Origin of the sequence: Xanthomonas axonopodis (assembly GCF_001304695.1) — a bacterium.
Classification (GTDB): Bacteria; Pseudomonadota; Gammaproteobacteria; order Xanthomonadales; family Xanthomonadaceae; genus Xanthomonas; species Xanthomonas axonopodis.
In genome coordinates, this window is sequence record NZ_JFAQ01000070.1 from 1 (window position 1) to 15,130 (window position 15,130).

Here is a 15,130-nt window from a genome sequence, read left to right on the forward strand (position 1 = left end):
CATGATTCGTCTCGGCAACTGCCACGATAACGCCCCGGTAGAGAGCTTCTTCGGCCTGCTCAAACGCGAGCGGATCAGGCGGCGGGTCTACCCCACCAAGGACGCCGCACGCGCTGAGGTGTTCGACTACATCGAGATGTTCTACAACCCTAAACGCCGTCATGGTTCAACGGAGGACCTGTCCCCTGTAGAGTCTGAACGGCGCTACGCGCAACGAGGGTCTTGAGTGTCTACGGAACCCTGGGCGTATCAGTAGGCGTGTTCATGCGCGAACATCCAATCAGAGGGGGAGCGAAGACGGCGCACAGCAGCAGGGGAAGTGCCGCTCGGTACTGCGGGATGCAATGCGGTCGCACAGTCATCGGGCCACCTGTGAAGGAGAGGGGTCATCCTATCGACAATGTGCCCAGAGTAGAGCGCTGACGGCGCGGGGGCCGGCTGCCGCCAGGTGCCGAGCGCATCCTGCAGGCGTTGCGCACCACTGCACGACGTCTGTATCCGGCGCTACGCGTGCCGGACTCCCTTGCCTGACCAAATGCGTCCGTCGCTATTCCGCGGTGGAATAGCAGCCTGTGAAATTTTCATTGGCTGGCGCTGCGCGGTGCGCCTATACGTGTGAACCAGATCGCACGCTGAAGCGCACGTCACGTCGGGCACGCGATCGGCGGCCAGGCCGCCTGCTGGAGGGATTTGACGGGCGACATCGCCCGTTTTTTGCGTGATCACGCCGCGCGTTTGCGCTGCGACAACCCGATTCAATCGTCTTGCGTCCTGGGAGGAATTCAGATGTATCAGTGTTCCAGCCATGCCTCGGCAGGTAGGGGCGTGCTCGCCCGTCGTTTGCCATCGTTGCGCCGTTCCGCCATGGCCATCAGCATCGGGCTCTTGCTCGCTGCGCCGGTCTATGCCCAGCAGGTGCAGTCGTCCCAGAATGCCTCCTCAAGCACTGCGAGCAAGGCCACCGACCTGGATGCGGTCGAAGTGCGCGGTGTGCGCGCCAGCTTGATCAAGTCGCAGTCGATCAAGCACGATGCCGAACAGATCGTCGACTCGGTCAGTGCCGAGGATATCGGTGCGCTGCCTGACCGCAGCGTCACCGAAACCCTGCAGCGTGTGAGCGGCGTGACCATCGACCACTTCATGGCGCGTAACGATCCGGACCACTTTTCTGCCGCAGGCAGTGGCGTGATGATTCGTGGCATGACCCAGGTGCGCGGCGAGCTCAATGGCCGCGACAGCTTCAGCGCCGCCAGTGGCCGTGGTCTGAGTTTCGAGGATGTGCCGGCCGAGCTGATGGCGGGCGTGGATGTCTACAAGAACCCGTCGGCGGACATCATCGAAGGCGGTCTTGGCGGCACGGTCAATCTGCGCACGCGCATGCCGTTCGACCAGCCGGGCCGCATCATCGGTGCGACCGCCGACGTGAACTACGGCGATTTCAGCAAGACCGACAAACCATCGGGCTCGTTTCTCTTCAGCGATCGCTGGAACACCGGCCTCGGCGAGATGGGCTTGATGGTGGATGTGGCACATTCGGAACTGGCCACCCGCAGCGATGGCATCCAGGTCGAGCCGTTCGTGCGTCGCACCGATGCGGCGCTGCTGGAAGGCACCAACTTCGACAAGGTCTACGTGCCCGGCGGCGTCAACTGGCGGCAGCTCGATTTCGAGCGCAAGCGCAACGGCGTGGCCGGCGCGTTCCAGTGGCGGCCCAGCGACGACACCGAGATCTACGTGCAGTACATGCGCTCCAGTTACGACATGAACTGGCAGGAGCGCGCAGCGTTTTTCAACGACGACACTAACGCGATCGGTCCGGCGCCCGGCACGCAATTTACCTACGATGCCGACGGCCGCTTCGTCAGCGGCTCGCCGGCATCCAGTTCCTGGCGTGGCAACGTCACCGGCAACGATGGCGTGCGCTTCTACACCAATAACCGCTACGCGCAGCAGAGCACGACCACCTCGGATTTGTCCGGTGGCTTTACCCACAAGCTCACCAGCAACCTCACCGTGCGCGGCGATATGCAGCTGGTGCGCTCGGAGAGCGATTCGCTGGACTTCACCCTGTTCGATTCGATCTACCTGCCGGGCCTGATCTTCGATCTGAGCGGCAAATATCCATCGGTCGCGATTGCCGACACCACCTATACCAGCAACCCCTCCAATTATTTCTGGAGTGCGGCGATGGACCATCTGGCGAACAATCGCGGCCGCGAGCTGGCCATGCGCTTCGACCTGGAGTATGCATTCGACGACAGTTCCTGGCTGCGCACCTTCCGTGCCGGCATCCGCGCCACCGACCGCACCCAGATCAACAAGAACTCCGGCTACAACTGGGGTGTGATCAGCGATAACTGGGCGCAGATTCCCAGTACCGCCAACGCGACCGGACTGGCCGATCTGGCCACCTACATGACCGGCACCTCGCAGCTGTATTCGTATTCCAATCTGTTCCGCGGCAAGATCGATCTGCCCAACAGCCTGTATTTTCCGAGTAACGCCGCGGTCAAGGACTACGCCGGTACCTCGAAGATGATCGAGCAGCTCGTGGCGCTGCGCGGGTCGGGCTGGGCGCCGGACAAGTATCACCTGCAGGACATCAATCGCCAGTTCGAACGCACCCAGGCCGCGTATGCGGTGCTGTACTTCGGCAACGACGAAGCGTTGGGCGTGCCGGTGGACGGCAATATCGGCGTGCGTATCGTGCAGACCAAGACCGAGGCCAATGGCTACGGCCAGTTCCCGGACCTGTCGGGAAGCGCGGGTTTGGAAGAACTGCGGGATCAATACACCGGGCAGTACTTCGCCAACAATGCCAAGGGCAGCTACACCAACGTGCTGCCGAGCTTCAACATGCGCTTCAAGTTCTCCGATGCGCTGCAGTGGCGTATCGCCGCGTCCAAGGCGATGGCGCGCCCGGACTACACGCAGTTGTAGCCGTACCTGCTGCTCGCGGCGAACACCGAGTCCAACGGCACTGTGTCAGGTGGACCGGTACCGCCGGCAATCCCAATCTGCAGCCGATGAAGGCCAATCAGTACGACACCGCGCTGGAGTGGTACTTCGACACCAGCAACATGATGTACCTGACGCTGTTCTACAAGAGCGTCAAGGATTACTTCTCCAACCAGACCGTCACCGAAAACTACGGCGGGCAGGACTGGCTGGTGACGCGTCCGTACAATATGGACAAGGGGCGCATCCGCTGCTTCGAATACGGCTACACGCAGTTCTTCGATTCTTGGCCGGGTTGGCTGAGCGGGTTCGGCGTCAATGCCAACTTCACCTTCGTCGACAGCAGCGGCGGCGTGAACACCGCCACCGACCCGTACACCCAGACCACCGTCACCGGTGTGAGCCTGCCGCTGGAAGGTCTGTCGCGGCGCAGCTACAACCTGGCCGGTATCTACGAGAAAGGGCCGCTTTCGTTGCGCCTGGCCTACAACTGGCGTTCGCGTTACCTGCTGACCGACAGCGATGTGTCGACCAAATTGCCGACCTGGTCGGACGATTACGGCCAGCTCGACGCCTCGGTGTTCTATCGCTTCAACCCGCATGTGCAGTTCGGCGTGCAGGCCAACAACCTGACCAACACGGTGACCAAGGTGTTGATGGGGCCGACGTCCTACAGGGGCGGCGAGGTCGACAACCACCTGTATACGCGCAGCTGGTTCGTCAATGACCGGCGCTAGTCGCTGGTGCTGCGCATGAACTGGTAAGTGTGCGCGATCATGCAGCCGATGCGCGCGGGCTCACAGAGTTGAGCCCGCCACGCCTGGTCCGATGCTCTGGCTTGGTCATGGCAGAGGTGCCGGGTTTTCTGGCGTTGTTAGAGGTTCCGCGAATACCTTTCCAGGAATATTTCATTGGTCTGGCATGACGGCCGAGCGTGACCGGCGCCCCGCGACTTCCTGGTCGCGTGTACTTCGCCACCGGTGGCCGTGGCATTTTCTATGGCGATCCCCGATGAGCGCTGCGCCGCTGCGCGCGTCATCGCGCTGTCTTACCGTGTATGACGCTGTTCTCCGTCGTATCGCTGTGCGCTGTTCGGCTGCGCCCACTTTGGAGATCACTGCATGACCGCTTCTTTCGTTCGTCGTGGCTGCCTGCTCTGCCTGGTGCTGGCAAGTCCGTGTGCCTGGGCGGTGTCGACGCTGCCGCTGCTATTGGCCGATGGCGCCGTGCTGCAGCGCGATCAGCCAATGCCGGTCTGGGGCTGGTCTTCGTCCAATGCCGCGATCACGGTCAGCTTCGACGGCAAGCGCGCAACCGCAAAGGCCGACGCAACAGGGCAATGGAAGGTCGAGCTGCCTGCACACGCAGCCGGTGGCCCGTACGTGCTGCGCGTGCAGGGCGACGGTGGCGAACTGCAGGTGCGCGACGTGCTGGTCGGCGATGTGTGGCTGGCCAGCGGGCAATCGAACATGGAATGGCCGTTGGCCCAGGCCAGCAACGGCCCGCAAGCGGTGGCCGCTGCCAACGATGCGCAGCTGCGGCATTTCAAGGTGCCCAAATCATGGGCGGTGCAGCCGCAGGCGCGCCTGACCGGTGGCGAGTGGAAGGCCGCAACGCCTGCCAACGCCGGTGAATTCACCGCGGTTGGCTATTTCTTCGCCAAGGAGTTGCGCGCCAGCACCGGCGTGCCGATCGGCATCGTCAACAGTACCTGGGGCGGCAGCGCGATCGAAGCGTGGATGGACACTGCGTCATTGGGCCTGAGTGCCGATCAGAACCAGGGCGCGATCGAGGCGATCAAGCAACGCGACGCCGCAGCGCAGGCCGCCACCGGCAAGCGCATCGCACGTTGGCCCAAGGTGGAGGGCGAGATGCCGCAATGGCGCGAAGCGGCATTCGACGACAGCGACTGGGACAGCATCCCGGTCACCAAGCAATGGGAATCCAGCGGCTACGACGGCATGGACGGCATCGCCTGGTATCGCACCACCATGACGCTCAGTGCTGCCGAAGCCAAGGCCGGCATCACCTTGGGCGTGGGCCAGATCGACGATTCGGACATCACGTACGTCAACGGCCAGCAGGTCGGCAGCACCGAAAAGCAATGGAACCTGCCACGCGTGTATCAGGTGCCGGCAGCGGCGCTCAAGGCCGGCGTCAACCACATTGCGGTGCGCGTGGAAGACCTCAGCGGTGGTGGCGACATGCATGGCCCGGATGAACAACGCTTCGTGCAGACCGGCGCCGGCGCCAAACGCGCGCTCAGTGGCTGGAAATTCCGCGCGGCCGCAGTGCGAGTATCGTTGACCGACAACAAGAATCATCTGCCCACGCTGCTGTACAACCAGATGATCCATCCGCTGCAGCCGTTCGCGGTCAAGGGCGTGATCTGGTACCAGGGCGAAACCAATGCCACCGACACCGGCGCGGTGAAATACCGCAAGCAGTTCGCGGCGATGATCCAGCAATGGCGTGCCGAGCGCGGCGATAAGACGCTGCCGTTCCTGTGGGTGCAGCTGGCCAACTTCAACGCCGGTGGCGACGCGGGCGAGCTGAGCCCGTGGGCGCTGTTGCGCGAATCGCAGTCCAAGACGCTGGCGCTGCCGGCAACCGGGCAGGCGGTGATCATCGACATTGGCAACCCCACCGACATCCATCCCACCGACAAGCGCGATGTCGGCCATCGCCTGGCGCTGGCGGCGCGGCATGTGGCCTATGGCGAAGAGTTGGTCTACAGCGCGCCGGTGTTCAAGCGGGCGCGCTTTGACGGTGGCAAGGCGGTGCTGAGCTTCGATCTGCAGGGCAGTGCGCTGCAGGTGCGTGGCGGCGGTGCCGTGCAGGGCTTGCGTATTGCCGGTGCCGATCAACGCTTCCACCCGGCCACCGCGCAGATCGAAGGCGACCGCGTGATCGTGCGCAGCGATGCCGTCGCCGCACCGGTCGCCGTGCGTTACGGCTGGAGCGAGAACCCGGACGACGCCAACCTGATCAATCGCGACGCCCTTCCTGTTTCCCCCTTCCGCACCGATACCTGGTGACACGGAGCCTTATGTCCATGCATTCCCCCGTTGCACGCGCCATTTCCCATTCCAACGCACGGCGTTGCCTGCGTCCGCTGCTGCTGTCCGCGCTGACGCTGGCCCTGGCTGCCTGCCAATCCGGCGACAAGGGCGATGCCGGCAAACCTGCCGCAACCACCGCTGCGGCAACGCCGGACAACGCGCAGGCGCCGGCTGCACAGACCCCGATGCCGCAATTCGTCAGCAAGGACGGCAAGCATGCGTTGATGGTCGACGGTGCGCCGTTCCTGGTCCTGGGCGCGCAGGTCAACAATTCCAGCAACTACCCCGGCATCATGGACAAGGTGTGGCCGGCGATCCAGGTGCTGGGCCCCAACACCGTGCAGGTGCCGATCGCGTGGGAGCAGGTGGAGCCGGAAGAAGGCAGGTTCGATTTTTCCTTTGTCGATACGCTGCTCACCCAGGCGCGCGAGCACAAGGTACGGCTGGTGCTGCTGTGGTTTGCGACCTGGAAGAACAACGGCCCGCAGTACGCGCCGCATTGGGTGAAGACCGACAATCAGCGCTTCCCGCGCGTGGTGACCCGCGAAGGCAAGTCGATCGGTTCGTTGTCGCCGCATGCGCAGGCCACGCTGGATGCCGACCGCAAGGCATTCGTCGCCTTCATGCAGCACCTGAAAAAGGTGGACCCGCAGCACACCGTGATCATGATCCAGCCGGAGAACGAGGCGGGCACCTACGGCAGCGTGCGCGACTTCTCGCCGATGGCGCAGAAGCTGTTTGACGGCCCGGTGCCGGAGGAATTGCTCAAGCGCCTGAACAAGCAGCCGGGCACCTGGGCGCAGGTGTTCGGTGCCGATGCCGATGAGTTCTTCCATGCCTGGTCGATCGGCCGCTACATCGACCAGATAGCTGAAGCCGGCAAGGCCGCCTATCCGTTGCCGATGTACGTCAACGCCGCGCTGCGTGGCCCGTTCAATCCGGGCCAGCCTGGCCAGTACGCCAGCGGTGGCCCCACCGACAACGTGCTGGATGTGTGGAAGGCGGCCGGGCCGCATATCGACCTGCTGGCGCCGGACATTTACATGCCCGACTACCGCATGTACACCACGGTGCTGGAACGTTACGCCCGCCCGGACAACGCGCTGTTCGTGGCCGAAACCGGCAACCGCCCTGAATACGCGCGCTATCTGTACCCCACGTTGGGCCACGATGGCATCGGCTGGTCGGCCTTCGGGATGGATTTCACCCGCTATTCCAACTATCCGCTCGGCGCCAAGCACATGGATGAGGAGACGCTGGCGCCGTTCGCGCTCGGGTTTCAGGCGGTCAGCATGGGCATGCGGCCGTTCGCCAAGGCCGCTTCCGAAGGCCAGCTGCATGGCACGGCCGAAGAACCCGGCCAGGCCGTGCAGGAGCTCAAGCTCAACGACCGTTGGAGCGCCACCATCACCTATGGCGTGCCGCAGTTCTGGTTCAAGGGCGAGCCGCCAGGCAACCCTGAGCCGATCGGCGCTGCGCTGATCGCAGAGCTGGGGCCGGACGAGTTCCTGGTCACCGGTTACCACGCGCGCGTGACCCTGCATCCGGCCAGCGACGCCACCGCCAACATGATCTACGACCGTGTCGAGGAAGGCGTGTACGAAGGCAACGATTGGAAATTCCAGCGCAACTGGAATGGCGACCAGACCGATTATGGGGTCAATTTTTCCAGCGTGCCGCAGCTGCTCAAGATCAAGCTGGCGACCTACAAATAAGCGCGCCCGCCACAACGCCGCATGCCGTCGCGACGGCCTCGCGGCGTCTTACCCATGCGCTGCCGCCCCCGCGGCAACGTTTCGTCATTCAAAGGGAGTGATCATGCAAACCACCATCCGTTCTGCCGGCGCCGTGCCTGCCAACCGACGTACGCCACTGGCCCAGTGCCTGGCGTTGTCGCTGGCCCTGTTGGCCAACGCCGCGCATGCGCAGGAAGTGCGCAAGGCCGCCGATGGCGTCACCGTGGTGCCTAGCGCCAAGGGCGCCGCACCGGTGCGCCTGCAAGTGGTCGATAGCGGCATCATCCGCGTCAGCGCAGACCCGGACGGCGACTTTGCGCGCAGCCCCAGCCTGATGCGCGTGCCGGTGCAGGGCGACAGCGCGTTCCAGATTGCCGAGCAGGGCGACAGCCTGCAGTTGAAGACCGGCAAGGTCACTGCCAGCATCTCCACCGTCGACGGCCATGTCAGCTTTGCCGATGCCAACGGCAAGCCGGTGCTGTCGGAAGTGGCTGGCGGGCGCAGCTTTGCGCCGTTGAAGGTCGAGGGCAAGCACTACCTGAGCGTGCGCCAGCGCTTCCAGTCGCCCGATGACGAAGCGCTGTACGGCTTCGGCCAGCATCAGCAAGGCTGGATGAACCAGAAGGGACGCAACGTCGAGCTGCAGCAGAACAACATCGACATGGCGGTGCCGTACCTGGTGTCCAGCCGCAACTACGGCCTGCTGTGGGACAACAACTCGATCACCCGCCTGGGCGACCCGCGCGGCCTGCAGCCGCTGCCGAAAACGCTGAAGTTGTACGACGCCAAGGGCAAGGCCGGCGCGCTGACCGCACGCTATGCGATCAACGGCAAGCAAATCCTCGAACGCCGCGAGAGCGAGGTGAACTACCAGTACCTCAGCGATCTGCCCAAGTACCCCAAGAAGGCGATCACCAAGGACAAGAACAGCCGCATGCAAGTCACCTGGGAGGGCGAGATCGAAGCGCTCACCGGTGGCGAACACGCCTTCTCGCTGTATTCGAGCGAATACGCCAAGTTGTATGTGGACGGCAAGCTGGTGATCGACCGCTGGCGCCAGAACTGGAACCCGTGGAACCACGAATTCACCCTCGATCTGGAACCGGGCACGCGCCACACCGTCAAGATCGAATGGGACCTGATCGACCCCAGCTACATCGCACTGCTGCATCGCGACCCGCTGCCGGCAGCCGAAGCGAAGGACCTGTCGTTGTGGTCCGAAGTCGGCCAGATGATCGACTACTACTTCGTCTCCGCCGATTCGTACGACCAAGCCGTTGCCGGCTACCGCGAGCTGACCGGCAAGTCGACCATGCTGCCCAAGTGGGCCTACGGCTTCTGGCAGAGCCGCGAGCGCTACAAGAGCCAGGATGAGCTGGTGGGCGCGGTGGCCGAATACCGCAAGCGCAAGCTGTCGCTGGACAACATCGTGCTCGATTGGTCGTACTGGCCGGAAAATGCCTGGGGCTCGCACGATTTCGACAAGCAGCACTTCCCGGACCCGGATGGCATGGTCAAGGCCGTGCACGACATGCATGCGCAGATCATGATTTCGATCTGGCCCAAGTTCTATCCAACCACCGCCAACTACAAGGAACTGGACGCGGCCGGTTTCATGTTCAAGCGCAACGTGGAGGTCGGTGAGCTGGACTGGATCGGCAAAGGCTACAAGAACTCGTTCTACGACCCGTATTCGGAAAAGGCGCAGGCGATCTACTGGCGCCAGATCAACGAAAAGCTCAACAGCAAGGGCTTCGATGCCTGGTGGATGGACGCCGACGAGCCGGACGTACATTCGAATCTGGACATCGCCGAGCGCAAGGCACGCACCACGCCCAACGCGCTTGGCTCGTCCACGGAGTATTTCAATTCCTACCCGTTGCCGCACACGCAGGGCGTGTACGTGGGCGACCGTGCGGCCGACGACAAGCGCGTGTTCATCCTCTCGCGCAAGGGCTATGCCGGCACCCAGCGCAATGCGGTGGCGGTGTGGAGCGGCGACATCGTTTCGCGCTGGGACGACATGCGCGACCAGATCTCCGGTGGCGTGAACATGGCGTTGTCGGGCCTGCCCAACTGGACCTTCGACATCGGCGGCTTTGCGGTGGAGAAGCGTTACGAAGACCAGGATCCGGCCCACCTGCCGGAATGGCGCGAGCTCAACACGCGCTGGTTCCAGTTCGGTGCGTTCGTGCCGATCTTCCGTTCGCACGGCCAGTTCCCTTACCGCGAGATCTGGAACATCGCACCGGAAGGCACGCCGTTCTACGAGAGCATGGCCTACTACAACCGTTTGCGTTATGCGCTGCTGCCGTACATCTACAGCCTGGCCGGCGACACCTACCAGCGCGATGGCGTAATCATGCGCGGCATGATGATGGACTTTCCGAACGACCCCAAGGTCCGCGACATCAACGACCAGTACCTGTTCGGGCCGGCCTTCCTGGTCGCACCGGTGACCCGCTTCGGCGCCACCTCGCGCCAGGTGTACCTGCCGGCCGGCACCAGCTGGCTGGATTTCGCCACCGGCAAGCGCTACGAAGGTGGCCAGAGCATCGAGGCGGCCGCGCCGATCGAACGCATGCCGCTGTTCGTGCGTGCCGGCTCCATCGTGCCGACCGGACCGGTGCAGGAGTACGTCGACCAGGTGCCGGACGCACCGCTCACCGTGGTGGTCTACACCGGCGCCGATGGCCAGTTCTCGCTGTATGAAGACGATGGCAAGGGCTACGGCTACGAGAAGGGCGAGTTCAGCCGCATCCCGCTGGTCTGGAACCAGGCCAAGGGCGAGCTGAGCATCGGCAGGCGCGAAGGCAGCTGGACCGGCATGCAGGCCAAACGCACCATCAACGTGTGCTTTGTCGACGCCCCGCGCGACGATGCCGGCGCGCTCGCGCCCAAGACCGACGCCAGTATCCAATACGACGGCAATCCGGTCAGCGTGTTGCAGCGCAAGATTGCGTCGGGCAAAGCGCGTCGCCGATGATCGCAGGCTGTCTTCAGTCGATGAGCACCCAGATGCCGGAACGCCGCAAGGCAGGCGCGCGCGGTTCCGGCCAGGCAGTACGGCGGTTGCCGTGCTGACCCGTCGCGAGCTGTGCAAGGCAACCGGGGCCGCCATCGCGGTCCTGGGCACCGTGCCGGCGGCTGCACCGGCCGCGCAGGCTTCGAAGAAATCCGCGCCCCCGCCCGTCGCGGCAGCCGAGGATCTGCAGCTGTGGTATCGCGAACCGGCCAATGAATGGGGGGAAACCTTGCCGGTTGGCAACGGGCGGTTAGGCGCGATGGCGTGGGGCGGTATCGCCCACGAGCGCCTGCAGCTCAACGAGGACACGCTCTACGCTGGCGGGCCCTACGATTCCACCAGCCCTGACGCGCTGGCGGCGTTGCCGCAGGTGCGTGCGCTGATCTTCGCGGGGCGCTACGCAGAGGCCGAACAACTGGCCGATGCCAAGCTGCTCTCGCGTCCGCTCAAGCAGATGCCGTATCAACCGTTGGGCGATCTGCTGCTGGATTTCGATCGCGCCGACGGTATCAGCCACTATCGCCGTCAGCTCGATCTGGACACAGCGGTGGCCACCACCACGTTCCGCTCCGGCGGCGCGGTGCATCGTCGGGAGGTGTTCGTCTCTGCGCAAGCGCAATGCATCGTGGTGCGTCTATCGTGCGACCGCCCCGGCGGTATTTCGCTGCGCGTGGGCATCGACAGCCCGCAGAACGGCGAGGTTACCGCGGAGCAGGGCGGTTTGCTGTTCAGTGGTCACAATGGCAGCTTCGCCGGCATCGAAGGCAAGCTGCGGTTTGCATTGCGGGTGCTGCCGCAGGTCAGCGGCGGCAAATTGAGCCAGGTGCGTGACCGTCTACGCATCGAGGCGGCCGACGAAGTGGTGTTGCGACTCAGCGCAGCAACCAGTTACCAACGCTTCGATGCGGTCGATGGCGATCCGCTCGCATTGACCGCCGCAAGCCTGCGCAAGGCTGCCAAGCTGGATTTCCCGGCGCTGTTGCGTGGGCATCTGGCCGATCATCAACGCCTGTTCCGGCGCGTGGCGATCGCCCTCGGCAGCAGCGATGCCGCGCAGCTGCCCACCGACGAACGCGTGCAGCGATTCACGCAAGGCAATGATCCGGCATTGGCCGCGCTCTATCACCAATACGGACGCTACCTGCTGATCTGCAGTTCGCGGCCCGGCACCCAGCCGGCCAACCTGCTGGGCATCTGGAACGACCTGATGCAGCCGCCGTGGGAAAGCAAGTACACCATCAACATCAATACCGAGATGAACTACTGGCCCAGCGAGGCCAACGCATTGCACGAATGCGTCGAACCGCTGGAAGCCATGTTGTTCGATCTGGCCCAGACCGGCGCGCATACCGCGAAGGCGCTCTACGACGCGCCGGGTTGGGTGGTGCACAACAATACCGATCTGTGGCGCCAGGCCGGCCCGATCGACGGCGCGCAATGGAGCTTGTGGCCGATGGGCGGCGTGCGTCTGCTCCAGCAGTTGTGGGACCGCTGGGATTACGGCCGCGACCGCGCGTACCTGAGCAAGATCTACCCGTTGTTCAAGGGCGCGGCGGAGTTCTTTGTTGCCACCTTGGTGCGCGACCCACAAACGTGCGCGATGGTGACCAACCCATCGATCTCTCCGGAAAACCAGCATCCATTTGGTGCGGCCGTGTGCGCCGGGCCCACCATGGACGCGCAGCTGCTGCGCGATTTGTTCGCGCAATGCATTGCCACGAGCAAGTTGCTCGATGTGGATGCGGATTTCGCCCGGCAGCTGACCACGCTGCGCGAGCAGTTGCCGCCCAACCGCATTGGCCAGGCTGGCCAATTGCAGGAGTGGCAGCAGGATTGGGACATGCAGGCGTCAGAGATGCAGCACCGGCATGTTTCGCACCTGTATGCCCTGCATCCGTCCAGCCAGATCAACCTGCGCGATACGCCCGAGCTGGCCGCCGCAGCCAAGCGCACGCTGGAAATCCGTGGCGACAACGCCACCGGCTGGGGCATCGGCTGGCGGCTGAACCTGTGGGCGCGGCTGGCCGATGGCGAGCATGCCTACCGCATCCTTCAATTGCTGATCTCGCCCGAGCGCACCTACCCGAACCTGTTCGACGCGCATCCACCGTTCCAGATCGATGGCAACTTCGGCGGCACCGCCGGCATCACCGAGATGCTGCTGCAAAGCTGGGGCGGTAGCGTGTTCCTGCTGCCTGCCTTGCCCAAGGCCTGGCCGCGCGGCAGCGTGCGCGGTTTGCGCGTGCGTGGCGGCGCCAGCGTGGATCTGGAATGGGAGGGTGGTCGCTTGCAGCAGGCACGGGTGCACAGCGATCGTGGCGGGCGCTATCAACTGTCCTACGCAGGGCAGACCCTGGACCTGGAACTGGGCGCAGGCCGCACCCAGCAGGTGAGGCTCAACAACAACCGATTGGTGACGCAATGAGCTTGTACGTAGGACTGGATGTGGGCACGCAGAGCGTCAAGCTGGTGGCCTACGATCCGCAGGATCGCGCCGTGGTCGCCACCATTGCCGCGCCCATGGAGCTGATCAGCCGCGAGGACGGCACCCGCGAGCAGCAGGCGCAGTGGTGGATCGACGGCATCGTGCATTGTTTCGCGCAGCTCGATGGCGAACAGCGTGCACGCGTGCGCGGCATTTCCGTGTCGGGCCAGCAGCATGGCTTCGTGCCGGTGGCGGCCGACGGCAGCGTCACCGCGCCGGTCAAGCTGTGGTGCGATACCAGCACCGCGCTGGAATGCGATGAAATCATGGACGCCGTCGGCGGCGCCGCAGGCAGCGTAGCTGCGGCAGGCAATCCCATCATGGCCGGCTATACCGCATCCAAATTGCCGTGGACTCGCAAGCATCGCTCCGAGGCGTATGCAGCGATGACCACGGTGATGCTGCCGCATGACTACATCAACTTCTGGCTCACTGGCGAGCGCTTTGCCGAAGTGGGCGATGCCTCCGGTACCGGCTGGCTGGATGTGCGTACGCGGCAGTGGTCCCAGCGCATGTTGAGCGCGGTGGATGCCCAACGCGACCTGCGCGATGCATTGCCGCCGCTGGTCGACACCGGCGCGGTCTACGCGTTGTCCGATGCCGCCGCCCAGGCATTGAATCTGCCTGCCGGCGTGCGCGTCACCACCGGCGGTGGCGACAACATGATGGCCGCCATCGGCACCGGCAACGTGGTGCCAGGGCGTCTGACCATGAGCCTGGGTACCTCCGGCACCTTGTTCGCCTATGCCGATCACCCGGTGGTAGACGATGAGGCGCGCTGGGCCGCGTTCTGCTCCTCCAGTGGCGGCTGGTTGCCATTGATCTGCACGATGAATTGCACCGTTGCCACCGAGGCGGTGATGCGCATGTTCTCCATCACCCGCGACCAGACCGAAGCGATGATCGCCGACACCGCACCGGGCGCCGACGGCCTGGTGCTGCTGCCGTTCTTCAATGGCGAGCGCACCCCGGATCTGCCGGCCGCGCGCGGCTGCCTGTTCGGGATGGATCTGCACAACACCACCGCCGCGCATTTCTATCGCGCCGCGATGGAAGGTGCCACCTACAGCCTGCGCAACGGCTTCGATGCCTTCGTTGCTGCCGGCTTGCAGTTCGATACCATCCTGCTCACCGGTGGCGGCAGCAAGAGCGCACAGTGGCGGCAGATGGTGGCCGACATCTTCAACCTGCAGGTCGTGGTACCGACCCAGCCCGAAGGCGCTGCGTTCGGTGCCGCGCTGCAGGCATTGTGGGCATGCGAGCGCGCCGATGGCGGCGATGCCGCGTTGGCCGATGTGGTGCTGGAGCACCTGCAGGTGGACGATGCGCTTGCCGCACAGCCCAACCCGCAGCGCGTAGCCCAGTATCAGCAGCACTACCAGACCTTCCTCAAGCACCTGCATGTCGTCAGCCCGCTCTATGCCGGCTGATCGATCGTTTTTCTACAACTCCCCCAGCAGCAAGGACTTCACACTCCATGAGCAACACCGTGTACATCGGCGCGAAAGAATATTTCCCCGGCATCGGCAAGATCGGCTTCGAAGGCCGCGATTCGGACAACCCGCTCGCGTTCAAGGTCTACGACGCCAACAAGACGATCGGCGACAAGACCATGGCCGAGCATCTGCGCTTTGCCGTGGCCTACTGGCACAGCTTCTGCGGCAATGGCGCCGATCCGTTCGGCCCGGGCACGCGTGCGTATCCGTGGGACGTGGGCAATACCGCGTTGAACCGCGCCGAAGCCAAGGCCGATGCGGCGTTCGAGTTCTTCACCAAGCTCGGCGTGCCGTACTACTGCTTCCACGACATCGACCTGTCGCCGGATGCCGACAACATCACTGAGTACGAGAGCAACCTCACCCAC

At 64.1% G+C, this 15,130-nt stretch carries 6 protein-coding genes and 3 pseudogenes; all 9 read left to right on the plus strand.

Annotation, left to right across the window (positions count from 1 at the left end):
- A partial coding sequence (locus XAXN_RS07520; protein ID WP_054319084.1) for an IS3 family transposase occupies window positions 1-226 on the plus strand: 226 nt, incomplete at its 5' end.
- A gap of 197 nt (window positions 227-423) precedes the next feature.
- Window positions 424-531: pseudogene (locus XAXN_RS23615) on the plus strand (galactose-binding protein); the annotation flags it as partial.
- 255 nt (window positions 532-786) lie between these two features.
- Window positions 787-3,695: pseudogene (locus XAXN_RS07525) on the plus strand (TonB-dependent receptor).
- A gap of 384 nt (window positions 3,696-4,079) precedes the next feature.
- Complete coding sequence (locus XAXN_RS07530; protein ID WP_054319085.1) at window positions 4,080-5,996, plus strand: sialate O-acetylesterase; 1,917 nt, start codon at window positions 4,080-4,082, stop codon at window positions 5,994-5,996.
- A gap of 11 nt (window positions 5,997-6,007) precedes the next feature.
- Entirely contained in the window at window positions 6,008-7,735 is a 1,728-nt protein-coding gene (gene galD / locus XAXN_RS07535) for a GH35 family beta-galactosidase GalD (protein ID WP_054319086.1), read from the plus strand.
- A 103-nt stretch (window positions 7,736-7,838) separates the two neighbouring features.
- Window positions 7,839-10,742, plus strand: coding sequence for a TIM-barrel domain-containing protein (locus tag XAXN_RS07540; protein WP_054319089.1), 2,904 nt, complete (start codon window positions 7,839-7,841; stop codon window positions 10,740-10,742).
- A 91-nt stretch (window positions 10,743-10,833) separates the two neighbouring features.
- Window positions 10,834-13,206: a glycoside hydrolase family 95 protein gene (locus XAXN_RS07545; RefSeq protein ID WP_054319087.1), complete on the plus strand. Its 2,373-nt coding sequence runs from the start codon at window positions 10,834-10,836 to the stop codon at window positions 13,204-13,206.
- A complete protein-coding gene (gene xylB / locus XAXN_RS07550; protein WP_054319088.1) occupies window positions 13,203-14,696 on the plus strand; it encodes a xylulokinase in 1,494 nt (497 codons plus the stop codon). Before XAXN_RS07545 ends, xylB begins: the two co-directional genes overlap by 4 nt.
- Window positions 14,697-14,743: 47 nt before the next feature.
- Window positions 14,744-15,130: pseudogene (locus tag XAXN_RS07555) on the plus strand (xylose isomerase); the annotation flags it as partial.